Raw genomic sequence first — 24,021 nt, 5'->3', positions numbered from 1 at the left:
CGGAAGAAGATGAGAATTCAGATGAACCCGATACGACGTTACGAGAAAATAATGGAATATCTGTTAACCGAGAAAGAGGTCACCGTTGCGGAGCTGAGCGAGCGCCTGGAGGTCACTGGGAAAACGATTCGCGAGGACTTATCCAAGCTGGAGGAGCAGGGGCTGATTACGCGTGTGCATGGCGGAGCCGTGCTCGCGCAGAAGGAGCATTTTGGCATCCTTCCGTCCCAAGAGCCGCTTACCAAACATGCGGATGAGAAACTCGAGATTGCTCAAAAGGCGGCAGCGTGCATACACCCCGGCGACATTGTAGCATTGGACGGAGGAAGCACTACGCTCGAAATCGCGCGTCAGCTCCAGAACGAGTCATTGACTGTCATCACCAATGATGTGTACATCATCAGTGAACTTGCGTCCAAGAACAACATCCGGCTTGTCGTTCCCGGCGGTTACCGTGTCCGCAACATGCTGGCAGGCCCGGAGGGCGCAGCCTACGTTCGTCAGCTTAATATTCAAAAAGCCTTTATCTCGGCAACCGGGGTTCATCCTGAACATGGACTTTCGATATATACGGGGGATTTGCTCGATTTCAAGCGGGCACTGGTGGAGACCTCGCGTGAGGTATATGCCGTTGTCGATCATCATAAATTCGGACAAACCGCCCTTAGAACCTTCGCATCCTTGAAAGAGCTAACCGCCATTATTACAAACCGGGGACTGGAGGCGGCTACAGCAGCAGCCTACCTTGAAACTGGAGTATTGATTATGCAATAGTTCTAGATTGAAAAAGACGAGGAGTGTGTACGGCCATGCATTTGTTTGATTTGTTTGGCAAAACGGCCATCGTTACCGGGGCCGCCCGCGGGCTCGGTCAGGGCATCGCCATCGCGCTGGCTGAAGCAGGCGCAGATATTGTGGCTGTGTCCATGAGCAGCAGCAAGGAGACGATAGACAAGATTGAGTCCGTTGGAAGAAAAGCATCCGAAATCAGCGTCGATCTCAGCGACCACACGAAGCTGCAAGCGACCTTCGATCAAGCGCTGGAGCTGACGGGCCACGTGGACATTTTGGTGAACAACGCCGGCATCATCCGCCGCACACCAGCCAAGGATCATAGCGCCCAGGATTGGTTTGACGTGATCGATCTGAATTTGAATTCGGTGTTTCTGTTGTCCCAAATTGCCGGCAAGCATATGCTTGAGCGGGGCAGTGGAAAAATCATCAATATCTGCTCCATGCTGTCCTACCAGGGCGGCATCAACGTTCCGGGATACACCGCCAGCAAGCATGGCGTAGCCGGATTAACGAAAGCGTTTGCGAATGAATGGGCAGCTGGCGGCGTACAGGTCAACGGCATCGCGCCAGGTTATATCGAAACGGACAACACCGCTCAGATTCGTCAGGATCCTGAACGTCATAAGTCCATCACCGACCGAATTCCTGCAGGACGCTGGGGAAAACCTGAGGATATCGGAGGCCCTGCCGTCTTCCTGGCCTCTTCCGCTTCGGATTATATGAACGGCCACATTCTATGTGTAGATGGCGGCTGGATGGCACGATAGACTATATCATTTTCGTTAAGGAGCACAAGCCCGTAATGATGCTGCATTTCAGCCTCATTGCGGGCTTTTTATTATGCCTTGATTCCCCTTATAGACTGGTTGCGAATTCCTTGCCATCGGTTGGGGTATCCTAACCTGTGACCCCATGCCATGGACCATAATGATGGACCGTGAACGACAGAAAGGAAGGTATCGATATGAGCGGAAGAGGAAGCAGAAGCAGGAGATGGTACATGAACATCATCCTGTTGTTAGTCTTAACCTGTATGCTGCTGCCAGGATGTGTCCCCCGTTCCCATGATCGTGTGCCAACGCCCAATATGGGCGTAAGACCTTACCGGATCAACACCGGGGGCTTGCTGCAGGATGCGGTCGAACGCGGAACGCTTCGTATCGGCATTGAGCGCGACTATCCCCCGTTCAGCTACCATGATGCGGAAGGAAGGTTGAAAGGCTTTGATGTTGATATTGCCGAAGAAGTGGCATACCATATGGAGCTGAATCCGGAATTCATAGAGATGAGCTGGGAGCAGCTGCTTCCCGGTCTGAGCGAAGGAGTATATGATGTTGTATTCGACGAGATTGCAGTCCGGGACGATCGCAGGCAGCTGTACGATTTCTCCCATGCTTACATGACCTCGTTTCCAGTGGTTGTCGTTCGCGATGAGGAGACCCGCATCCGTTCCTTCTCTGATCTGAAGGGGCAGCGAACTGCCGTCCCCATCGTAGGAAGCTATAGAGATATAGCCGAACAGATCGGCGCAGATATCAGAGAGGTCCAGCATGCAGAACAGGGGGCCCGGCAATTAATGGAGGGCGCGGTAGACGCCGCCGTCATGGACAACTTATCAGCGGCCAACCTGATGCTGCAGTTTCCGGATAGGAAGCTGCGTACCGTGCAGTCCTCTGATCATGTGTACCAGGTGTGTGCTGCGATGACCAAAGGCAACAACGATCTGCTTGCCGCCATCGACAACGCCCTGCTGACGATGAAAAGTGACGGCACTTATGCAGCAATATGGGAAAAGTACTTCGGCAGCACACCCTCGAACAATCAGAGGATGCCAGAGGAGCAGCAGCAACCCTAAACCAGCCGCAGGAGAGGACACCCGTCTGCGCTTGAAACACCAAAAGGTCGAAGCCTCCCGCTCTGAACCGAGCCGGCCTTCGACCTTTATACTTGAGTTGTGATGTTGATTATGGCCTCTCTTATTCTTCGGAAGCAGCGATTTCCTGCTCGCCCTCAGCCACTTCTTCAGCCGCCGAGACGGCACGAGGGACGATGACGCTGACCAGCACTTCCTCTTCTGATGCAACGACGGTTACACCTTCCGGAATGTGCAAATCAGCCACCGTAAGCTTGTCTCCAACCTCCAGCGCGGATACATCGGCCTCCAGCGTGGTCGGCAGATCGGACGGAAGTCCTTCCACCTCCACTTCCGTTACCTGCGTCTGCAGAATGCCTCCTGTTTTGGTTCCTGCAGCCGTTCCTTTATATTCGACAGGAATGCTGACACGAACCGGCTTGTTCATCGAAACTCGCAAAAAATCGATATGGGCGACATCCCCGCGGCTTTTCTGAACATCTTTAATCAGAACGGGAACTGAACCCTTTCCGGCCACATCAAGATGGAATACCTCCGAACGTCCTGTTACAAACAGTTTGGATGTCTCCTTCAGATTAACGGCAACCGGAATGCTCTCGGATTGCGCGCCGTATACGACAGCCGGTACCCCTCCGCCTTCACGGATTCTGCGACGGGATGCACGGGTAAACTCCGTCCGGAGTTCGGCTTTAAGTTGAACATTGTTTCCTTTTGACGACATAAATTATATCCTCCTTCTGAAAACAAGTCTAACGAATAATTACCCGCACCGTACGGCCATGAATCAGTTTTTTCCACATCCACGAAAAACATCAAAAGCCCTTACCTTCTAATGAAGATGAGGGCTTTTGCTTACGCTGACACACAGATTGGTCTCCGCGTTCATTCTTCCCCGGAGTCCGGATCATCCATCCCTTCCATGCATGTCTTCTCGTTGAATGTGATACTTTCTTGCCGGATTGGATAGAAAACACGGGTCTTGCTAGCTTGCCATATCCGGCCGAGGCACTTCCGGCTCCCACCCGGCTTCGCCGCTGCGAACCCTCCATTTGACATGCTGGACACCCGGCGGAATCTCCATATACCGGTCATGCTCTCCCTCGCGATCTTCCCACTCCTTATATCTGACGATGCATCCGACCCGACTCACACCTTCAGCAGCATGGAAAACCGCCACCGCCTTGCCGTTATGCAGCCGCGTAAAATCAATCCGGCCATCGCGCACGCCTGTGCCCCATACCCACACATTCCAGCCATCATAGGCTTGATCATCGCGTTCATATTCCAGCTCAATCCGGGTCAGCCGGGTTTTCGGCTGCGTCACCTCTTCCCGCAGCACCATGATCGACAGCCCAGGAACGATGACATCAGCACCGTTCACTACAGCAAATGGTTCGGCCCCCGCGCAGCGGTCATCTGCGAGAATCCCCCACATGGACGGGCTGGGCGGAAGCTCCACCTTCATATCGGATGCATTCCCGTTGATGATGACCACCATCTGCGCTCCCCCGCTGTGATCGCCCGGCGGATTCAATTCGATCGGCAGCTCCGGCTCCGTCAAACGAAGCACAATCAGCTGGTCACTCGAGCGCAGCACCTCCACATGCTGCTCGATCCTGTCTCTTGCTGACATTCGAAATACCGGATATTGTTTGCGCAGCGTGATTAACCCCTTGTAATAGTCAAATACCGCCCGGAATCGCTGCTTATTTTCCCAACGGATCGCGTTGATTGCATCTCCGCTTCGGTAGCTGTTATGATCGCCATATTTCGTACGAAGAAGCTCGTCACCAGCATGGAGCAGAGGGATGCCCTGCGAGAGAAGAACGATGCCGTTCGCCAGCACTGCGCGCCGGACCGCCATGGAAGCAAGCGGATTGGCCGGATCCACACAGCTATAAGGCGCTGCCGCCGTGACCGCTCCCTGAACATCCCCGCCGCCCGGCAGCTCTCCCTCTGCCATGTGCAGCAGCCCTGCTTCTTCGGCTAAACCTTGGGACACCAGAATTTTATCCCACAGATTCAGATTGTCATGGACCGTTACATAATTGACCGATTCACTTGCTTCGTGAGCAAAATCATGAATCGATCCCATCATCCCTTCAATAACAGCTCCCTCGTGCCAGTCCGCGCCTGTGGCAAAACCCTTGCCCGCACCGTCATTATCTCCCTTGATGGCGTGCCGGAAATGATCGTTGAATACGGCAAAGCCTTTTCCGCGCTGAGTCCCCTTGACGGTCTGCTCTGTAAGCGGGCTGTCGCCGCCAGTCCAAGGTTCTCCATACAGCATAATCGTCTCGTCCACTTCGCGCCGAAGCTCCTCGGCAATGTCAGCCAGCGTTGTCGTGTCGATCAGTGCCATCAGGTCAAACCGGAAGCCGTCAATATGGTACTCCTCAGCCCAATAACGCAGCGAATCTTTAATGAATTTGCGAACCATCGGTCTTTCGGTAGCCAATTCGTTTCCGACACCGGAGCCGTTGGATAAACGGCCGCTGGCATCTTGTCGGTAATAATATCCGGGAACGATCGGCTCAAAAGGTCCATCATCCACGGTATAGGTGTGATTGTAGACAACATCCATCACGACCCGGATCCCTTGCTTGTGGAGGGCCTGAACCATTTCCTTAAGCTCCCGGATGCGCACTGCCGGATCCGCCGGGTCTGTTGCATACGACCCTTCCGGCACGTTATAGTTCTGCGGATCATATCCCCAATTGTAGATATCACCCGTGCGGTCATCCGGGTCTGCCAATTCGTTGACTGTTCTGAAATCGAACACCGGCAGCAGATGCACATGGGTGATGCCCAGCTCAACCAAATGATCAACGCCTATCGCATTCCCGTATGCATCCCGAAGTCCGGTCTCGGTAAAAGCCTTGTACTTCCCTTTATATTTCATGCCGGAATGCTCATCCACCGAGAAGTCGCGTACATGCAGCTCATACACAACAGCATCGGTAGGCTGCAGCAGCGGTGGCTTGATATCGTTCTCCCATCCCGGCGGGTTCGTTCTTGCCAGATCCACGATGGCTCCGCGGCAGCCGTTCGCTGACACTGCCCGCGCATAGGGATCGACCGCATAGGTATAGCGTCCCTGCTCCCACGCTATCCGGTACATATAATAGGTGCCGTGCAAATCTCCAGCGACCTTGACGCTCCATACACCGTCTGGTGTCTGAACCATCTCATACTCCATACCACCTTCATGGTCGGTTACCTTGCCTTCCTCATTGTAGACGCCAGCATCCTCGTACAATACGAGCGTCACCTGAGGAGCCGTAGGTGCCCACACATGAAAGGCAGTCTCCTCACTATGATAAACAGCCCCGAGCTTCGCCTCGACACTGCTTGGGATCGTGTCCATATTCATCACTATCACCGTCACTTTAAAACTAGAATATACTTCATAGTATAGGCGCCTGAATCATAAGACAGACCTCTCGCAGCTGAAATGCAAGAAACGCTTTCATAGGATATTGTATGCCATATGTCCTGATCCGGCTTGGGTCCATCCCATATAACCTTATATTTAGGCATTATACAAGGTTCGTGCCAAGCTGTCTCTGTTGCCTGCCCGCCCCGGATTATCGGCTATAGAAAAAAAAGCATCCGTCCCGGTAGGACAGATGCTATAAACAGAAAAAGCATACTTGTTGGAAAAAAGATATGGAGACATCTAAACGCCTCGAAAGAGCATCATTCAGCGGAGGCAGAGATCGAGTCCACCAGGGCCACAACGTCCTCAGCGGTGCTCATCTCAAGCGCCCGTGCAGCAAGATCCTTCATCTCTGCCTGGGACAGGCGGCGAATCTGGCTGCGTGCCGGAAGAATCGAGGTCGCGCTCATGCTGAACTCATCCAAGCCGAGGCCGAGCAGAATCGGAATGGCGGTGGAATCACCAGCCATTTCTCCACACATGCCGACCCAGCGGCCTTCACGGTGAGCAGCATCAATTACCATTTTGACCAGGCGGAGAATGGCCGGATTGTACGGCTGGTACAAGTACGACACACGCTCATTCATTCGGTCAGCAGCCATTGTATATTGGATCAGATCGTTTGTGCCGATGCTGAAGAAATCAACCTCTTTTGCAAACTGATCGGCCAGAACCGCCGTCGAAGGAATTTCAACCATAATACCGAGCTGAATTTCCTCGGATACCGGGATGCCTTCCGCTGCGAGCTTCGCTTTTTCTTCTTCCAGCAGCGCTTTCGCTTCGCGGAATTCTCCGAGTGTGGCGATCATCGGGAACATGATCCGAAGATTACCATGAACGCTTGCACGCAGCAAGGCGCGTAGCTGCGTTCTGAAAATATCCTGCCGTTCCAAACACAGACGTACCGCACGGAAGCCAAGGAACGGATTCATCTCTTTAGGAAGATCGAGATACGGCAGCTCTTTGTCACCACCGATATCCAGCGTGCGGACAACGACCGGCTTGCCTTCCATCTTTTCCAGCACCGTTTTATACGCAACGTACTGCACTTCCTCAGAAGGAAGCTTGTCTCTGCCCATGTACAGGAACTCTGTACGATACAGACCTACGCCCTCGCCGCCATTGTCCAGTACGCCGGCAACGTCGTTCGGAGTTCCGATATTGGCAGCCAGCTCGACATGGACGCCATCACGAGAGATGGTAGGCTCGGTACGGAGCTTTCTCCACTCTTCCACCTGCTTGGCGTATGCCTCCTGCTTCGCGCGATACTCGGCTACCGTTTGCTCAGAAGGATTAATGATGACATCGCCTTCCAGTCCATCCACGATGATCAGATCGCCGCTTTGAACAGAGGAAAGCACATTCTTGGTGCCAACGACAGCAGGAATTTCAAGAGAACGCGCCATGATTGCCGAGTGCGATGTACGGCCGCCAATGTTCGTTGTAAAGCCCTTTACATATTTCCGGTTCAGCTGTGCTGTATCGGAAGGTGTCAAATCCTCCGCGACAACAACCACTTCTTCACTGATCTCGGACGGGTTCACATAATTGAGACCGAGCAGATGCTTGAGCACGCGCTTGGTCACATCCCGCATATCGGCGGCACGCTCTTGCAGATAGGCGCTTTTCATATTTTCGAACATCTGAATGAACTGAGACGCCGTTTCATTAAGCGCATACTCCGCATTGACCGATTCGGAGGTAATCTTCTCCTTCACCGGATCGATCAGCTCCGGATCATTCAGGATGAGAAGGTGAGATTCGAAAATCTCAGCCTTCTTCTCCCCGAGCTCCTGAAGCGTGCGGGCCTTGATATCCTCAAGCTCAGCCTGGGACTTTGCCAGAGCATCATCCAGCTTCGCAAGCTCTGCCTGAACATCGCTTACGTCTTTGCGGCTGACGGAATAGTCCGGATGCTCCAGCACGAACGCCCGGGCAATCGCGATTCCGGCCGAAGCCGCGATCCCCTTGAGATTACTCATGAAGCTCGCCCAGCCCTTCGTTAATCATCACTTCCTGAAGTGCAGCCAGCGCATCGCCGTCGTTGCCGCCTTCAGTGATCAGCGTCAGCGTGTCACCTTGCTCCAGGCCGAGGGACAGCACGCCAAGGATCGATTTAAGCGTTACTTTTTTGCCGTTGGCTTCAGCAAAGGACTCGGTATCTTTGAACTTGTTCGCGGTGTTAACCAGAGCCGTTGCCGGGCGTGCGTGAATTCCGTCTTCGTCAATAATTCTGAATGTTTTTTGCATTGTATTCATCCCACTTTCCTATTTTTTAGTTTGATTGTATGTGAACCATAAGTTAGTACCTGCTAGGATTTATAACAATCCCCAACAGTAACCTTTAAGGCGGTTACTTCAATGATATCGTAATGATTTTAGCTTCGCCAGTTTTCACCTTGCCGGTTTTATCAAGCGTCACCGAGGCTCCTTCCGGCAGGTTGGAGAAAATGACCGGAGAAATAAGCGACTTCGCATTCTCCTTCACATACTCCAGATCAACCTCCATGATCGGCTGGCCGGCGGTCACGATGTCCCCTTCCTGAACGAGGACGTTGAATCCCTGACCTTTCAGTTTCACCGTGTTGACACCGATGTGCACCAGCACCTCTTTGCCGCCGTCTGACATGATGCCAACGGCATGCTTGCTAGGGAACACATTGAACACTTTGCCGTTGACCGGCGATGCAATCGTGCTGCTCTCTGGCAAGATGGCGAATCCGTCCCCGGTCATTCGTTCGGAGAACACCGGATCAGGAACAAGCGAGATATCCATCAGCTCACCATCCGCTGGAGAGACGATCTCTTCCATGATGAGCGCATCCCCCTCCTGGGCGGCCTGCTGCTCAACAACGGCTGGCTTCTCCTCGATGGACGGAGCTTCGGCTGCTGGCGCCTTCCCGGACATGATGTCCTGGATCTGTGACTTGATCGTATCCGAACGAGTCCCGAAGATCGCCTGAACATTGTTGCCGACCTCTAGGACGCCGGATGCGCCGAGCTGCTTCAGCCGCGACTTGTCGACATTGCCCTTGTCTTTCACCTCAACCCGCAGACGGGTAATGCATGCATCCAGATGCGCGATGTTGCCAGGTCCGCCAAGAGCGCTCAAGATGTTGGCCGGCAGATCGCCGCCTTTTCCTGACTTCTCTTCACCGCCAGCCCCTTCGGCTCCGTCGGCTGCCGGGTCTTCGCGTCCCGGTGTCTTCAAGTTGAACTTGCGGATAACAAACCGGAATCCGAAGTAATAAATCGCCGCCAGAATCAAACCAACGATAATGACGTTCCACCAAGGTGTTCGGTTCGGAACAACCCCGAAGATCAGGAAATCGATCAAACCGCCAGAGAATGTCATACCGATTTTCGTCCCCAGAATATGCATGGTCATGAAGGACAGGCCTGCAAATACTGCATGCACAGCGAACAGCAGCGGAGCTACGAACAAGAATGCAAATTCAAGCGGCTCTGTAATCCCTGTCAGGAACGACGTCAACGCCGCAGAACCCATGATGCCGGCAACATATTTTTTATGCTCCGGTCTGGCTTCATGATAAATCGCCAGCGCTGCTGCCGGCAGACCGAACATCATAAACGGAAACTTACCCGTCATGAACGTACCGGCTGTAAACTGCACGCCATCACGCAGCTGCTGCATGAAGATATTTTGGTCACCCCGTACGAGCTGGCCAGCCTGGTTCACATATTCCCCAAATTCAAACCAGAACGGCGAATAGAAAATATGGTGAAGTCCGAACGGAATCAGCCCACGCTCCACAACACCGAATACAAATGCGGACAGCGTCCGGTTTTGCTCCAGCATGAAATGTGAAGCCGTATTCAGCCCTGCCTGAATCGGAGGCCAGATGACCACCATCAGCAAGCCAAGCAGAACGGAGGTTGCCGCCGTCATAATCGGGACAAAGCGCTTTCCTGCAAAGAAGCCCAAATAGGATGGCAGCTCAATTTTGAAGAATCGCTGGTACATACTGGCTGCCAATATTCCGACGATAATCCCCCCGAACACCCCTGTTGCCAGTGTCGGTATGCCTAATACATTGGCATATTCATAACTTGACTCGGTCAATGATTCCGGCGTAACGCCCAGAACGGTCCCCATCGTCACATTCATGACAAGATAACCGATAATGGCCGCCAGACCCGCAACCCCTTCGCCTCCAGCCAATCCGACCGCGACCCCGACCGCAAACAGAAGCGGCAGGTTGGTGAACACGATCTGCCCCGCATTCATCATAACGGTAGCAGCCGCTTGCACCCAGGCTGTATCGAGCCATGACGCATAGCGAAGGAAGTCCTCATTGATCAGCATGTTGCCCAGCCCCAGCAGGAGCCCCGCAGCAGGCAAAATTGCTACAGGCAGCATCAATGCTTTACCGACTCTTTGAAGCACGCCAAAAAGTCGTTTGAACATAAATGATCTCACCCTCTGTCTATATTTGGTTAAAATGTATATTAATACTGCCCAAGTAAATCAAAAAAAGGCATGAGTATACGCAAGAAACGGATTGGTCCTAATCACACGGATTAGATTACCCAGAATTGGGTAATACCAACCAAATTCTTGTTGAATACTCATGCCTGATCGAATCAGTTACACGTTAGATCTGAAGTTTTAACTTACTTGGCTGTTGACTATTGTAGCACCCGTCATGACAGCTTGCAACAGCAATCGACATGTTCATAAAAACTTCACGTTTTTTATCCGCCCTGCTCTTTCCGCTGATTGAGACGCTGAAGATGGATCGTCAAGTACCCCGCCTCAGCCGGGTATACGGCCTTACGGAGTCGCTTCTCCATAATTTTGATCAGCTTCCACGCCAAAGAATACATTTCAGGATATTCCCGTTTCATGAGACCGTCAAGCGAGCTGGTCTCTTCCACTTCATCTCCCCTGCGGATTCGCTCCATGGCAAACCTCAAATGCGTCAATAACCGCGAATAATCCAGGGAATCCCTCGGAATTTCATACTCCAGCTGCTGCTCCACCGTTGACACCAGGTCCGATATCAGCTCCGAGTTTTTACGCACTTCGGAAATATGCTGATTGGTCAGGGCACTGTGAAAATGAAGGGCGATGAATCCGATTTCTTCCTGACCAAGATCAACCCCGAGTCGTTCGTGAATGACGCGAACCGCATAATCAGCCATCGCGTATTCCTCCGGATACAGCTCTCTCGTTTCATATATGAAAGGATTGTGTATATAGAGCCCTTGAGCATGCCGTTTAATAGCAAAGGCAATATGGTCTGTCAGCGCGATGTGAATATGTTCATTCAGAGGCGACTGGGTAGATTTCACCGCATGCATAATAATGTCATTGACCGCCTCAATCAGATTCTCGTCGATATAAGGAACCAGCTGTTTGTATTGCTCCTGCTCCTCCGGCTTCGTCAAAATAAACATTTTCTCAGCTGCAGAGACAGGAATCATATCTTTGCTCTTCCGGTTAAAGCCGATCCCCTTGCCGATAATGACAACCTCATCATGCTGTGGATGTTTCGCTATAATAACATTGTTATTTAATACTTTTGCTACTTGTAAGCTGCTCACATTCGCACCTCTTTTGATCAACACGTATACTCGGTAATCTTAACAGAAATACGCGGATGCAGCAAAGCCAATTCATAGCGGCATTCTGCCTGTCCTGCAGCCGTTAAGCTGGCGCGCCTCGTCTGCCGGTATGCCAGGCGGAAACGCTACGATTGCACTTCATTAAGCAACCTAATTATAAAAAGACCGGACAAAGCAAAGGTTCCCCTCCTGCCCTGTCCGGCTGCTCTTCATTGCTTTCCTGTAAAAGGCATCCGCCCTTATTCTCTCACTTCTCTGGCTGCGCTCGCTTCCATCCCGACGAGATCCTGCTCAATGGCAGCTGGCTGCTCCAGCGGCTGCACAGGGGACTTCGTCTTCGTCAATCCGTGGATCAAAGCCTCGACGTCGATGCCCGATACACTCTTCAGCATCTCCGGTGCGGTTGCCATCAGCTCAGTAACATAGTTGCTGACTCTGGCAGCACCTGCGCCATCGCCCTTGCCGGTATCCACGACCGTGAGCTTCTCGATCGAGGAGATCGGCTCGGCAATTTTGCCAGCGAGTTCAGGCAGCATTTTGACGATGATGTCGAGAATCGCGGCTTCGCCATACTTCTGGAACGCTTCGGCCAGCTTCTCCTTCGCTTCCGCTTCGGCCAGACCGCGCAGACGGATAACCTCTGCCTCGGCAGCACCTTTCGCACGCTCCGCATCGGCTACTGCAAGACCATCCAGACGCTTTTGCTCGGCAGAGGCCTTCGCCTGTGTCTCGATGGAATATTGTACGGCATCAGCCTCACGCATTTTGCGGGCCTTTTCCGCTTCCGCAGCCTGCTCGACCGCATAGCGATCGGCATCGGCCTTTTTCTTCACTTCAGCATCATATTGCTTCTGGCGAACCATAATTTCTTTTTCCTGAAGGTCGATTTCCCGCTCTTTCCGAACGAGCTCGATCTTCATCTGTTCTTCGACCATCGTCTGCTTCGCACGGGCCTCCTGAATATGATACGCCTGGTCGGCTTCGGCCTTGGCTGTATCCTGGTCCTTCTTAAAGGAAGCAACCTTCAGCTCTTTCTCTTTCTCCGCCTCGGCGATATTCGTATCGCGCAAAAGTTCGGCCTTCTGACCTTCTTCCTCCGCACGCGCCTTCTGAATCCGGGCATCACGAACCGCTTCAGCTTCTGCGATTTCTGCATCGCGTTTCACCGTGGCAATTCGCGGTTTACCAAGCGCCTCTAAGTATCCGTGTTTGTCGCGAACATCCTTGATTGTAAAGGAAACAATCTGAAGACCCATCTTCTTCAAATCTCTTGCTGCTACCCCTTGCACCTCTTGAGCGAACTTGTCGCGGTTACGGTATACCTCTTCCACGGTCATGGAGCCGAGAATGGCCCGCAGATGACCTTCAAGCACCTCTTGGGCTTCCCCTTTCAACGCCTCAATCGGCTTGCCCATGAACTGCTCGGCAGCGGTAGCGACATCTTCGATAGAGCTGCCTACCTTGATGATCGCAACCCCGTCAGCCATAACCGGAACCCCTTGCTCCGTATAAACTTCCGGTGTCATTACGTCAAGCTTATGCGACAGAAGCGATACGAATTCGGAACGCTGGAATATCGGTAAGATAAACGCGCCTCCGCCGCGGACGATTTTGATCTTGCGCCCCGTTTCGTCCTCCGAAATGTTCTTGCTGCCTAGAAATGAACCTGTTACAATCATTGCTTCATCTGGACTGACCGTCTTGTAGCGGGCCCAAAACGCCAGACCCAGTACGACGATGACCCCTATGACAATAGAGGGGATTACCATAAATTCAGGCATACTGTTTACTCATCTCCTTTTCGTTCTTCCAGTTCAGATACCCGGAGGACACCTTCCACTACGTCGATCACAACAACCCGGGCACCTGCGGGAAGAATCTTGCGGTCAAAGCTGGAAGCGATATGGGCTGTATTGCCCGCTCCCACCCGAACCATGACCTCACCGAACCCCTCTGCCGGAAGCGGCACGGTGACGGTTCCGATTCTTCCTGCCAGTTCTTTCTCCGAGAAGCCTGTCGAATTCTCGCTGTTCTCCATAGGCCGAACATAGCCGAAGTAAACGAGAATCGAGACGACGATGGCCGATAGAATGGAGAGCGTTACATGAGCACCTGCCGCCATATTCGTATATTGTGTGAACATGATTCCTGCTCCGCCGAATACGGTGATTCCGCCTGCGATGACCATCGGGTTGAAGAAATCAAAGGACAAAAAATCAAGCACCCCGTCCATCGCGGAACTAAGCACATCGCCCAGCAACACGGAAACTACCGCAAACAATATGCCGCCGAACAGGCAACCCCAATATAACGCCTCCATACGCACTGCCCCTCTCTCAAGAATCCTCACTGTGTATAACAAGTAATACGGCAAAAAGTTCGTTTTGTTTCAATATTTTACACCTGACATTCCTAGTTCAAATATTGGCTCATATCAGAAGTCAGTGTTTGACATCAAGCGGAGTATGCCGCTCTTGGGAAACGAAGGGACTTCCGGTCGCTGCTCACCCCCAGGTTTCTTGATATTACCGCCTCAGCGGTTGAAGTCAGGGACAAGAGCGAGCGCTTCGCTTCTCCCCGATCCTCTACACCCTTACTTCTGACCCGTGATGATGTCTGGCACGAATGATTAACTTGAGCCCGAATGTGCTATGTAACTTTCTGTCGTTCACGGAATGTCTGCACCCGGTCCCGGATGTCACATAAACGCAGAAAAGGTCGAAGGCAGCAGCTCTGGAAAGCGTTGCCTTCGACCTTATTATAGCATCTGCACAGTAAATTACAGCGACATTTTATAAATTTCGATGACGTCTTCGCGCTGCAATTTACGGAAATTGCCGAACGGGCCGAAACGAACCGTCTTCTCAGCCATCACTTCGATCTGGCTGTCGTCAATGTCATAATCCGCAAGTCTGCTCGGTGCGCCGATCGAGCTCCAGAAGCTGCGGAGCGCCTCGATCCCTTCAAGTCCGACTTGCTCATCCGATTTGCCCGCAGCATCGATGCCGAACACATTCACAGCGAGCGACTTGAAGCGGGCCGGATCAGCCTTCAAGTTGTACTTCATCCAGTTCGGGAAGATGATAGCCAGACCGCCGCCATGCGGAATATCGTATACCGCCGATACGGCATGCTCGATATTGTGCGTTGCCCAGTCGCCGGCAAGACCCATGCTGACCATTCCGTTCAATGCCATCGTGCCGCAGTACAGGATCGTTTCACGCAATTCGTAATTTTCCAAATCATCGATCAGCTTCGGAGCGGTATCAATGACCGTGCGCAGCAGCGTCTCACAGAAGCCGTCCTGAACCGGCGTGTTGGTATCCTGATGGAAATAATGCTCCAGCACATGCGACATAATGTCGACGACGCCATAAACCGTCTGGTCCTTAGGCAGCGTATACGTATGTACAGGATCCAGAATGGAGAATGCAGGATAAGCCCATGGACTTGCCCAGCCCATCTTCTCCTGGGTTGCCTCGTTCGTAATGACCGAGTTGCCGTTCATCTCCGAGCCGGTCGCCGCCATCGTTAGCACAGTTCCAAGCGGCAGCGCATCCTGCGGGATCGCTTTGCGCTCAACGAAATCCCACATATCTCCCTCGTACTTGGCACCAACGGCAATCGCCTTGGCACAATCGAGCACGCTGCCGCCGCCAACAGCCAGCACAAGATCCACTTGATGCTCGCGGCAAAGGGCTACGCCTTTATGAACCGTGGACAGACGAGGATTCGGTTCCACACCGCTCAGCTCGGTCACAACAGCCCCGATTTCCTTCAGCAGCGTGATAACCTGATCATATAACCCGCTCCGTTTGATGCTTCCGCCGCCATAGACAAGCAGCACATTCGTTCCGTATTTCGGAACCTCATTCTTGAGCGAGCTCAGCTTGCCCTGACCGAAAATCAATCGTGTGCCATTATGAAATTCAAAAGCTCTCATCGCGCCTCTACCTCCGTACTCCATATATTAAAGATCATGTTTTGATAACTTGTGCTACGATTTTCATTATATCACTTCCGCTTCTCAATACAAACGGCCGTTCCTTTCACCCGAGGGGAAAGAACGACCGTCCGTCTGTCTATTGAATATAAGTTTACAGAGCGGTATAGCCCATGCTCTCCAAAAATCCGCGAAACGCTTGCTGCCCTTCACTTGTCTGCTTGTAGACTCCCGCATGTTCGAGGATGGTCGTAAATTTGCGGCCAACCTCCTGACGAATCAGCTCAGCGGCCTGCTCCCGGTCTGCAGCTCCTGGCGTCCGCTCCTTCAGTTCCTGAATCCAGTCGCGGTGGACGAACAGCGGATGACTGTCTTGTCCGCTCGCCTCCAGCAGCTCCTCGTTGCCGGACAGAATGTCGGCAATCATCCCGAGCTCCTCCTTCAGTCGCCCAGGAAGGATCGCCAGCCCCATCACTTCAATCAGGCCGATGTTCTCCTTCTTGATATGATGCATTTCCCGATGCGGGTGGAAGATGCCCTCCGGATGTTCATCACTGGTCCGGTTGTTGCGCAGCACCAGATCCATCTCATACACGCCTTCTGCATTTCTGCGGGCTATCGGTGTCACCGTATTGTGGCGAACAGGACCTTCTTCGCTATCGGTGGAGGCGATAATATCGACCGAAGGATCACTGTAGCTTTTCCAGGCCTCATAGATGCCGTTCGCGCACTCGAGCAGCACGTCTCTGTCTGTAGCTGACAGCCGGATGACCGACATCGGCCATTTGACAATGCTGACGGCTACATCCGGATATTGGGCATGCTTGAACTCCGCAATTTCAGGCGCGAGCTGGATCGGAAACGTATGCCGCCCGCCCTGGAAGTGATCATGCGTCAGAATGGAGCCGCCAACGATCGGCAGATCGGCGTTCGACCCAAGGAAATAATGTGGGAAAGCATCCACAAAACTGAGCAGTCTGGCCAGCGTATCCTTGGTCAGTTTCATTGGAATGTGGTCGCGATGGAAGACAATGCAATGCTCATTATAATAAACGTATGGCGAGTATTGGAAAAACCACGGTTCACCGTTCAGCTCCAGCGGAATAATCCGCAGGTTCTGCCGGGCAGGATGGTTCACCCGGCCCGCATAACCGACATTCTCCCGGCATAGCTGGCACTTCGGATAAACGGGCGGCGGGAGAAGCTTCGCCATCGCGATTTCCTTTGGGCTCTTCTCCGGTTTGGACAGATTGATCGTAATCTCGATATCCCCGTACTCGCTGCCATATCTCCAGTATTCATTCCGGGATATGCGGTCCATCCGGATATAGTTCGAAGCGATACACAGCTCGTAGAATTGACGGGTCGCCGCTTCGATGCCCCGCTCCTGCTCCGCTGTCTTGAACGCGGCTGTAATCTCGGACGGCCGCCCCATCACTCTGCCCATAATTTTGGCGTCAAGCAGATCGCGGAAGGTATCGGTGTTCTCCGGAATGAGACCTTTAGCTGCGCCGTAATCGATCAGCACATCGAGCAGCGCCTGAGGTCCATCAAAATGCTCCTCGCTTACTTCGCCGGCATAAGGCTCGCTGAAGCCAAAATCGTCAAGCAGCAGATTCCGGCAGTAATCCACATCCGCTTCCTGAATCAGCCCTTGGCGAAGGGCAAACAGCACAAGCCGTTCAATCGCGTGCAGCACCTGCTGATCATCCGGAACGCTGGTTGTCACTTGCTCCATCGTCAAGTCCCCCTTAATTGTCGCCGTATCCGTTCGGATAGCTGCTATGCCATCTCCAGGCGCTTTCGATAATGTCTTCCAGCTTCACGCGAACCGGGTTCCAGCCCAGCACCGTGCGCGCCTTCTCCGAGGAAGCGACCAGAACAGCCGGGTCCCCGGCGCGGCGGGCCTCCACTACGACTGGAATGTCCACCCCTGTCACCTGCTTGGACGTTTCGATCACTTCCTTGACCGAGAAGCCGAGGCCGTTGCCCAGATTAAACACATTACTCTGCTCGCCGCGGCGCAGATAGTCGACCGCCCGCAGATGGGCATCCGCCAGATCGCTGACATGAATGTAGTCGCGAATACATGTGCCGTCCGGCGTGTCGTAATCTTCACCGAAGACGGAAATATGCGAGCGCTGCTTCAGTGCCGTTTGCAGCACCAGCGGAATGAGATGGCTCTCCGGACGGTGATCCTCACCGATTTTGCCGCTGGCATGGGATCCCGCCGCATTGAAGTAACGAAGGGATACATATTTAATGCCAAGCACCTGATCAAACCAGGACATCATCCGCTCCATCATCAGCTTCGTTTCACCATACACATTTGTTGGCTGGGTCCGGTCGGACTCGGCGATAGGCACCTTTTCCGGCTCCCCGTAGGTAGCGGCTGTTGATGAAAATACGATTTTGCGCACATCTGCTTCATTCATCGCTTCCAGTAGGCAGAGCGTGCCAAACACGTTGTTGTCATAGTATTTCACAGGGTCCTTCATGCTCTCGCCCACCAAGGAGTTGGCCGCGAAGTGAATGACCGCATCAATGTCGTTCTCTGCAAACAGCTTCTTGAGCAGCGCCTTGTCGCGCAGATCGCCCTCATACAGCTTTCCGCCGAGCAATGCCTCCCGGTGACCTGTCTGCAGATTGTCGATGACCACAACCTCTTCTCCGCGCTCCAGCAGCTCCGCCACCGTATGCGAACCGATATACCCTGCTCCCCCGGTTACCAAAATCGCCATGATCAGTTGCCCTCCTTCACTTCGGTCATTTCATGCACACCCTGGCCTACACCGCACACATAGAAGTCCGGCTTCAACCCCGTTCTTGCCTCATACCGGCTGCCTACCTCCCGAATGAATTCCTCTACGGCATCCTGGTGAACGAGCGACACCGTGCATCCGCCGAAGCCTGCGCCGGTCATTCGGGAACCGAGCGTGCCCGGAACGCGCTGCGCTTCCTCTACCATCGCATCCAGCTCATCACCCGTCACTTCATACTGATACCGCAGGGAATCATGGGACTGATTCATGAATTGTCCAAATGCCTCCAGGTCGTCGTTCTTCAGTGCAGCCACCGAATCCAGCACCCGCTGATTCTCCTCGACAACATGCTTGGCCCGCTTGAGCACCGTCTCATCCGTAATCGCATCCGCTACTTCTGCGAAGGAGACCGGATTCAGTTCTGCCAGATAGCGCAGTTCCGGCACTTTCGCCTGCAGCATTTCCAGCGCCCGGTCACATTCGCTGCGGCGCTCATTATACTTAGAGTCAACCAGTCCGCGCCGTTTGTTGGTATTGCCGATCACAATTTTGTAGTCGCCTGTCTCAAAAGGAACCAGCTCATATTTCAGCGTGTCGCACATCAGCAGAATGGCATGGTTCCGCTTGCCGTTCGCGACCGCGAACTGATCCATAATGCCGGAGTTCACGCCCACGAACAGATTCTCAGCGCGCTGGGACAGCTTGCTGATCTCCACCGTATCCACCGGCTGGCCTTCCATCGTCAAAAGCGCGTAGGCGGTGACAACCTCAATCGAAGCGGAAGAAGACAGGCCTGCTCCGTTCGGTATGTCCCCGTGGTACAACAGGTCATAGCCTTGCGACAAACGAATGTCCAGCTTGCTCAGTTCGGTGATGACCCCGACCGGATAATCCGTCCATTCCCCGCTCTTTCCTCCAAAGTCCGGCTCGGCGCTGACCACCGCCTCATAGGGCAGATTGGTGGAAGCAAACGAAATCTTCCCGTCCTTGCGCGGACGGATCAGCAATGTTGTTCCGAATTCAAGCGCTGCCGGAAGCACATAGCCTCCGTTGTAATCCAGATGCTCGCCAATCAGATTGACCCGGCCAGGGGCATTAAAAATCCGCAGTTCCTGTTCAGCCTCTCCATACTTTTCCATAAAGCGATCTATTAGCAGTTGTGTGTTCACGATATCACTCCATCCCGTTATATAAGGTGCTTTCACTGTTCTCAGTATATAATGAAACGTAGGGCCCGATAATGAAGTCTTGTGTGTTAGATATGGATTTATGTGACTTTTGAAGTTACAATGTTAACAAACATGCACCGCTCGATCAGCGCAATGTAAAGGCCATCCTCTCAACCAAAGGACGATGCTTGAATGAATGCTCAAACCTACTCCGTCGCTTCCAACCCGGCCCAGACCGAGAACGGAACCCTCCGTGTGCTGTTTGCCGGGGAAAGCCAGACGCCGCCGAAGCATGCACTCGGGCCGAAAATATACGACTATTACCTGATGCACGCCATTGAGTCAGGACAAGGCGTATTTCGGACTGAAACGGATGTGTATCATCTCGGTCCCGGGGATTGCTTCCTCATTCATCCCGGACAGCTTGTCAGCTATGTATCCGATGAAGGAAACCCGTGGCGCTATCGCTGGGTCGCCTTTGATGGCGAGCTTGCCGGCGAGCAGGCGAAGGCTGCCGGCTTCTCCCCCGAGCACCCGGTTCTGCATGTCACGCTGGACAGCCAGGTTCCGCACTATATCGCAATGATCCAGTCCAGGTTCCACTCCCGGCGGGAAAGCGCGCATATGGCCGCCATCGGCTGCCTGCATCTGATCCTGGCCGATTGCCTGGACCACGTGGAAAGGCCGGCGCAGTTGACGATGGCCGAGCCCCAGATTCAGCGCACCGTCAAGCAGATGATCAACTATATGACCTCACAGTATGCCCATCCGGTGTCGATTGAACAGATGTGCGCCAGCCTTGGCTACAACCGGGCTTACCTGTCCCGAATTTTCAAGAAGGAAACGGGCATGACCCCGGTAGCCTATCTGCTCAAGCTTCGAATCGACCAGTCCAAACGGCTGCTGCGCGAGCGGCCCGAGCTGTCCGTGGAGCAGGTATCCGCTTCGGTCGGCTTAACCGATCCGCTTTATTTTTCAAGACAGTTCAAGCGCTTCTTCGGTCAATCCCCCACCAGCTACCGCCAAAAAATAGCAGGCCGCTCATCGTCGCCAGACAAATAAACAAGGCATCCCGTCGGGTGATGTCCTGCCCTCAAGGATGCCTTGTTCATTCATTATAAGTCACTCCGGTCAATGCCGTCACGTCCGATTGGATCGATTAAGCTCCTTCATTCTCCGTTTTCAGAATGGCTTCAATCCGATCCAGCTCTTCCTTCGAGAATTCCAGATTGTTCAGAGCCGCCACATTGTCTTCAATCTGGCTGACCTTGCTCGCTCCGATCAAGGCTGAGGTCACTCTTCCGCCTCGAAGCACCCAGGCCAGCGCGAATTGGGCCAGGCTTTGCCCTCGGGCTGCGGCGATCTGGTTCAACGCTCGAATCTTGCGAAGCACTTCAGGCGTAATATGTTTTTCGTTCAGGAACACCGAGGCGCCTGCCGCACGCGAATCCACCGGAATCCCGTTTAAGTATTTGTTCGTTAACAGGCCTTGGGCAAGGGGAGTAAATGCGATACTGCCGACCCCATGCTCCTCAAGCACATCCAGCAGCCCGTTTTCCACCGTCCGGTTCAGCAGGGAGTAGCTTGGCTGGTGAATGAGCAGCGGTGTGCCAAGGCTCTTCAGAATCGAAATCGCCTCTTCTGTCTTTTCCGGTGAATAGTTGGAAATCCCGACATACAGCGCCTTGCCGGAGCGCACGATATGATCCAGTGCCATCATCGTTTCCTCCAGCGGCGTTTCGGGATCCAACCGGTGTGAGTAGAAAATGTCCACATAATCGACGCCCAGCCGCTTCAAGCTCTGATCCAGACTGGAAATGAGATATTTGCGGGAGCCCCATTCCCCGTATGGGCCCGGCCACATATAGTAGCCAGCCTTGGAGGAGATGACCATCTCATCCCGGTAGCTTCTCAGGTCTCGCGCCAGCACTCTGCCAAACGTCTCTTCGGCTGAGCCTGGAGGAGGACCGTAATTGTTCGCCAGATCAAAATGCGTAATGCCGAGATCAAATGCTCGTGTAATCATATTGCGCGCATTCTCGAACGTGTCGACACCGCCAAAATTATGCCATAATCCAAGAGAAATAGCCGGAAGCTTGAGCCCCGATTTGCCGCAGCGATTGTATATCATGCCTTCATAGCGATCCTCGCTTGCCACATAAGTCACGTGCGATCCCTGCCTCTCTGTTATCAACGTATATACTACATGTACATCTTATCCCGTTTGCCTATCCTTTTACAAGAAACCGATTTCAGCATGCCTGATCCCGCAGCAGGCTCCGCTTGCTTCGGCCTGCGGCATCATGGACAAGCTCTGCACCTGCTTGCCGGCCTTTGCCGCTTAGGACATGGACCGAATCCGGTGCCAGCCGCTAGCGAATCAATCTGTCAACCTCCGTCATGACCTGACCGATGCGGTCGGTAATGATCAGGCCTGCGCGGTGATCATAGGGGGTCGGGTCCGCATTCAGAAGCACGGTTTTGGAGCCATGAAAATAAGTCACCAGTCCGGCGGCAGGATGAACGGTCAACGACGTTCCTCCAATGATGAGCAGATCCGCCGTCGATATTTCTGCAATGGCCCGGGTCAGCACCTGATGGTTCAGCTCCTCCTCATACAGGACGACATCCGGCTTCACAATTCCCCCGCAATCCGGACAACGCGGAACCAGCTCATCCATGCCCATGATGTCCTGAAGCGAGAAGAAGCGGCGGCAATCCATACAATGATTGCGATGAACCGAGCCATGCAGTTCCAGAACCGTATTCGAGCCTGCCGATTGGTGAAGTCCATCGATATTTTGCGTGATGATCGCCTTCAGCTTGCCTGCTTCCTCCAGTCTGGACAGCAGCCGGTGGCAGCCGTTTGGCTGAGCATCGGGATGCAGCATCTTGCTCCGGTAGAAATCAAAAAACACCTCCGGATGCTTCATGAAAAACGAATGACTCAGCATCACCTCCGGCGGATACGGGGATTGATGCTCGCTCTGATACAGGCCCGCAGCCGAACGGAAGTCAGGTATACCACTTTCCGTGGAGGTACCGGCGCCTCCGAAAAAAACAATGTATTCGCTTGATTCGATCCAAGTTGCCAACTGCTCGATCTTTTGCCTGCTTTCCATTCCACACACCTCCGTCCAGCCAATATAGGAATAACACCTGTGCTTTTCAAACAAGTACTTTTAATTCATTATAATCCGATATGACAACATCGGCATCCACCAGATGAACCGGCTCCCCTTGCCCCTGGTACAGCCCGATGGCCAGCGCCGCTCCGGCCTGCTTCGCCATCTGCATGTCGGCATTGCTGTCCCCGATCACAACCGCTTCGGCCGGATCGATGCCAAGCATACTGCACGCCATTTCGGCCATCTCCGGATGAGGCTTGCCGCTGCTTACCCGATCCCGTCCGAGAACAACCGGGAAATACGGCTTCAGTCCGATCCATTCCAGCTGCTCCAGCGTCCCGTCCGTGTTGTCCGAGGTCACTACCCCCATGGGCAGCGAAGCCTTGCGGCATGCCTCCAAAAAATGCTGCAGCCCTGGCATCGGGAAAGCCGGTTTCTGACGCCGCACCTCGTGCATCGCATTTTTGGTGATCTGCCGCACCTGCGTTGTCGCCTCATTCCATGGCATGCCGGCCACATACAGCTGCCAGGCCAACAAACCGATCGATTCCTCAACCGTGGCCATAGCAAGCGGCCCCTGAACGTCATAATCGCACACCCTGCCGCTTGCATCATGCATGGTGCCAAGCAGCCGCTCGCGCGGACAGGTGAGCTTGGCGCCCATCATTTCAAGGAGCTGCTCCAAATCGTTCAGCACATAATCGGTCCAGCCTCCCCATAGCGCCATGAAATGCAGCAAAGTCCCGTCCTTGTCAAATAAAACTCCTCTACAGGGTACTACGCGCCCTCCTGCCTCCAACCGTGCCAAGGCGTGTCCTCCTTCTATTTCAGCCAGCTTAATTTAAGTTTTATCGTACTCTCCGATTGTACATAACCTTTTCCTTATTTTTCAACAGCGCACTTCGCCGGTCAACATGAACTTTTATGGTTTGCGGCCGCAAAACTGAATGCCGAATATCCCTTGTTAATTTTCCATTCTTTAGTTAAATATTGTGATTCATGACAAATAGGCGGTGGTAAGTAACCTATAACATCAGCATAACAACTACAAGTAGGGAGTGAACAACCGTGGCCAACAACAATAAACGAAAAATGACGCGAGAAGAAGCTGGACGCTTGGGAGGCGAGGCTACAGCCAAAAATCACAGCCGCGAGTTCTATCAGGAAATCGGCAAGAAAGGCGGACAAGCCACCTCCAGAAACCATAGCCGTGAATTTTATCAGGAAATCGGTCAGAAGGGCGGCGAAGCGACTTCCCGCAATCATGACCGTGAGTTTTATCAGAAAATCGGGCGCAAAGGCGGCAAACGCTGATCCCGTCCC

General features: G+C 53.3%; 19 protein-coding genes and 1 pseudogene. 5 read left to right on the top strand and 15 right to left on the bottom strand.

Features of this window, described 5'->3' with window-relative positions; all coding sequences use genetic code 11:
• Positions 1 to 21 precede the first annotated feature (21 nt).
• The 3 genes from CHH67_RS00360 (at position 22) to CHH67_RS00350 (ending at position 2,650) form a co-directional block, all read left to right on the top strand.
• Positions 22 to 774, top strand: coding sequence for a DeoR/GlpR family DNA-binding transcription regulator (locus CHH67_RS00360; RefSeq protein ID WP_095262994.1), 753 nt, complete (start codon positions 22 to 24; stop codon positions 772 to 774).
• A gap of 35 nt (positions 775 to 809) precedes the next feature.
• Positions 810 to 1,562 carry a 2-dehydro-3-deoxy-D-gluconate 5-dehydrogenase KduD gene (gene kduD, locus CHH67_RS00355; RefSeq protein ID WP_095262993.1) on the top strand — a complete coding sequence of 251 codons (753 nt, stop codon included), beginning with the start codon at positions 810 to 812 and terminating at the stop codon, positions 1,560 to 1,562.
• A 233-nt stretch (positions 1,563 to 1,795) separates the two neighbouring features.
• Positions 1,796 to 2,650: a transporter substrate-binding domain-containing protein gene (locus CHH67_RS00350; protein ID WP_244908042.1), complete on the top strand. Its 855-nt coding sequence runs from the start codon at positions 1,796 to 1,798 to the stop codon at positions 2,648 to 2,650.
• Positions 2,651 to 2,771: 121 nt separating this feature from the next.
• On the opposite strand, the gene CHH67_RS00345 is transcribed toward CHH67_RS00350, so the two are convergent.
• From CHH67_RS00345 to CHH67_RS00290, 12 genes are all read right to left on the bottom strand, one after another.
• Positions 2,772 to 3,389 (bottom strand): 50S ribosomal protein L25, encoded by a 618-nt coding sequence (locus tag CHH67_RS00345; protein WP_095262991.1) that lies wholly within the window; start codon positions 3,387 to 3,389, stop codon positions 2,772 to 2,774.
• A gap of 261 nt (positions 3,390 to 3,650) precedes the next feature.
• Positions 3,651 to 6,035 (bottom strand): type I pullulanase, encoded by a 2,385-nt coding sequence (gene pulA, locus CHH67_RS00340; protein ID WP_095263003.1) that lies wholly within the window; start codon positions 6,033 to 6,035, stop codon positions 3,651 to 3,653.
• Between the two features lie 332 nt (positions 6,036 to 6,367).
• Positions 6,368 to 8,089 carry a phosphoenolpyruvate--protein phosphotransferase gene (gene ptsP / locus CHH67_RS00335; protein ID WP_095262990.1) on the bottom strand — a complete coding sequence of 574 codons (1,722 nt, stop codon included), beginning with the start codon at positions 8,087 to 8,089 and terminating at the stop codon, positions 6,368 to 6,370.
• Positions 8,082 to 8,357, bottom strand: a complete 276-nt coding sequence (locus CHH67_RS00330; protein WP_095263002.1) for an HPr family phosphocarrier protein — start codon at positions 8,355 to 8,357, stop codon at positions 8,082 to 8,084. Before CHH67_RS00330 ends, ptsP begins: the two co-directional genes overlap by 8 nt.
• 103 nt (positions 8,358 to 8,460) lie before the next feature.
• Positions 8,461 to 10,536, bottom strand: a complete 2,076-nt coding sequence (ptsG, locus tag CHH67_RS00325) for a glucose-specific PTS transporter subunit IIBC (RefSeq protein ID WP_095262989.1) — start codon at positions 10,534 to 10,536, stop codon at positions 8,461 to 8,463.
• A gap of 287 nt (positions 10,537 to 10,823) precedes the next feature.
• Entirely contained in the window at positions 10,824 to 11,675 is an 852-nt protein-coding gene (gene glcT, locus CHH67_RS00320) for a glucose PTS transporter transcription antiterminator GlcT (protein ID WP_095262988.1), read from the bottom strand.
• A 260-nt stretch (positions 11,676 to 11,935) separates the two neighbouring features.
• The gene (locus tag CHH67_RS00315; RefSeq protein WP_095262987.1) at positions 11,936 to 13,477 is read right to left on the bottom strand and encodes a flotillin lipid rafts scaffold protein FloT; all 1,542 of its coding nucleotides are present in this window, start codon (positions 13,475 to 13,477) and stop codon (positions 11,936 to 11,938) included.
• 5 nt (positions 13,478 to 13,482) lie between these two features.
• Positions 13,483 to 14,016: an NfeD family membrane protein gene (locus CHH67_RS00310; protein WP_095262986.1), complete on the bottom strand. Its 534-nt coding sequence runs from the start codon at positions 14,014 to 14,016 to the stop codon at positions 13,483 to 13,485.
• Positions 14,017 to 14,475: 459 nt separating this feature from the next.
• Positions 14,476 to 15,639: an iron-containing alcohol dehydrogenase gene (locus tag CHH67_RS00305; RefSeq protein ID WP_095262985.1), complete on the bottom strand. Its 1,164-nt coding sequence runs from the start codon at positions 15,637 to 15,639 to the stop codon at positions 14,476 to 14,478.
• Positions 15,640 to 15,793: 154 nt separating this feature from the next.
• Positions 15,794 to 17,377 (bottom strand): UDP-glucose--hexose-1-phosphate uridylyltransferase, encoded by a 1,584-nt coding sequence (locus CHH67_RS00300; RefSeq protein ID WP_095262984.1) that lies wholly within the window; start codon positions 17,375 to 17,377, stop codon positions 15,794 to 15,796.
• A 13-nt stretch (positions 17,378 to 17,390) separates the two neighbouring features.
• Positions 17,391 to 18,380 carry a UDP-glucose 4-epimerase GalE gene (gene galE, locus CHH67_RS00295; RefSeq protein ID WP_095262983.1) on the bottom strand — a complete coding sequence of 330 codons (990 nt, stop codon included), beginning with the start codon at positions 18,378 to 18,380 and terminating at the stop codon, positions 17,391 to 17,393.
• A gap of 2 nt (positions 18,381 to 18,382) precedes the next feature.
• Positions 18,383 to 19,570, bottom strand: a complete 1,188-nt coding sequence (locus CHH67_RS00290; protein WP_095262982.1) for a galactokinase — start codon at positions 19,568 to 19,570, stop codon at positions 18,383 to 18,385.
• A 192-nt stretch (positions 19,571 to 19,762) separates the two neighbouring features.
• Here CHH67_RS00290 and CHH67_RS00285 point away from each other — a divergent pair, with 192 nt between their 5' ends.
• On the top strand, positions 19,763 to 20,632 hold the full coding sequence (locus CHH67_RS00285) for an AraC family transcriptional regulator (protein WP_095262981.1): 870 nt from the start codon (positions 19,763 to 19,765) through the stop codon (positions 20,630 to 20,632).
• Between the two features lie 97 nt (positions 20,633 to 20,729).
• On the opposite strand, the gene mgrA is transcribed toward CHH67_RS00285, so the two are convergent.
• The 3 genes from mgrA to CHH67_RS00270 all read right to left on the bottom strand — a co-directional run bounded on the left by mgrA (position 20,730) and on the right by CHH67_RS00270 (position 23,506).
• Positions 20,730 to 21,737 carry an L-glyceraldehyde 3-phosphate reductase gene (gene mgrA / locus CHH67_RS00280; protein ID WP_095262980.1) on the bottom strand — a complete coding sequence of 336 codons (1,008 nt, stop codon included), beginning with the start codon at positions 21,735 to 21,737 and terminating at the stop codon, positions 20,730 to 20,732.
• A gap of 205 nt (positions 21,738 to 21,942) precedes the next feature.
• Entirely contained in the window at positions 21,943 to 22,692 is a 750-nt protein-coding gene (locus CHH67_RS00275; protein ID WP_095262979.1) for an NAD-dependent protein deacylase, read from the bottom strand.
• 46 nt (positions 22,693 to 22,738) lie between these two features.
• Positions 22,739 to 23,506, bottom strand: a complete 768-nt coding sequence (locus CHH67_RS00270; RefSeq protein WP_095262978.1) for an HAD family hydrolase — start codon at positions 23,504 to 23,506, stop codon at positions 22,739 to 22,741.
• A gap of 260 nt (positions 23,507 to 23,766) precedes the next feature.
• Here CHH67_RS00270 and CHH67_RS00265 point away from each other — a divergent pair.
• Positions 23,767 to 24,006: pseudogene (locus CHH67_RS00265) on the top strand (KGG domain-containing protein); the annotation flags it as partial.
• Positions 24,007 to 24,021 lie beyond the last annotated feature (15 nt).

It is taken from the genome of Paenibacillus campinasensis (assembly GCF_002272015.1).
Classification (GTDB): Bacteria; Bacillota; Bacilli; order Paenibacillales; family Paenibacillaceae; genus Paenibacillus_AQ; species Paenibacillus_AQ campinasensis.
This window is presented reverse-complemented; position numbering and strand designations above follow the sequence as displayed.

What these genes read in the sequence shown, in the direction of transcription:
- galE (WP_095262983.1), bottom strand. Translation starts at nt 18,380, where the DNA reads ATGGCGATTTTGGTAACCGGGGGAGCAGGGTATATCGGTTCGCATACG.
- CHH67_RS00275 (WP_095262979.1), bottom strand. Translation starts at nt 22,692, where the DNA reads ATGGAAAGCAGGCAAAAGATCGAGCAGTTGGCAACTTGGATCGAATCA.
- CHH67_RS00285 (WP_095262981.1), top strand. Translation starts at nt 19,763, where the DNA reads ATGAATGCTCAAACCTACTCCGTCGCTTCCAACCCGGCCCAGACCGAG.
- ptsP (WP_095262990.1), bottom strand. Translation starts at nt 8,089, where the DNA reads ATGAGTAATCTCAAGGGGATCGCGGCTTCGGCCGGAATCGCGATTGCC.
- CHH67_RS00345 (WP_095262991.1), bottom strand. Translation starts at nt 3,389, where the DNA reads ATGTCGTCAAAAGGAAACAATGTTCAACTTAAAGCCGAACTCCGGACG.
- CHH67_RS00305 (WP_095262985.1), bottom strand. Translation starts at nt 15,639, where the DNA reads ATGAGAGCTTTTGAATTTCATAATGGCACACGATTGATTTTCGGTCAG.
- CHH67_RS00360 (WP_095262994.1), top strand. Translation starts at nt 22, where the DNA reads ATGAACCCGATACGACGTTACGAGAAAATAATGGAATATCTGTTAACC.
- CHH67_RS00330 (WP_095263002.1), bottom strand. Translation starts at nt 8,357, where the DNA reads ATGCAAAAAACATTCAGAATTATTGACGAAGACGGAATTCACGCACGC.
- CHH67_RS00315 (WP_095262987.1), bottom strand. Translation starts at nt 13,477, where the DNA reads ATGCCTGAATTTATGGTAATCCCCTCTATTGTCATAGGGGTCATCGTC.
- CHH67_RS00310 (WP_095262986.1), bottom strand. Translation starts at nt 14,016, where the DNA reads ATGGAGGCGTTATATTGGGGTTGCCTGTTCGGCGGCATATTGTTTGCG.
- kduD (WP_095262993.1), top strand. Translation starts at nt 810, where the DNA reads ATGCATTTGTTTGATTTGTTTGGCAAAACGGCCATCGTTACCGGGGCC.
- ptsG (WP_095262989.1), bottom strand. Translation starts at nt 10,536, where the DNA reads ATGTTCAAACGACTTTTTGGCGTGCTTCAAAGAGTCGGTAAAGCATTG.
- CHH67_RS00300 (WP_095262984.1), bottom strand. Translation starts at nt 17,377, where the DNA reads ATGGAGCAAGTGACAACCAGCGTTCCGGATGATCAGCAGGTGCTGCAC.
- CHH67_RS00350 (WP_244908042.1), top strand. Translation starts at nt 1,796, where the DNA reads ATGAACATCATCCTGTTGTTAGTCTTAACCTGTATGCTGCTGCCAGGA.
- pulA (WP_095263003.1), bottom strand. Translation starts at nt 6,035, where the DNA reads ATGGACACGATCCCAAGCAGTGTCGAGGCGAAGCTCGGGGCTGTTTAT.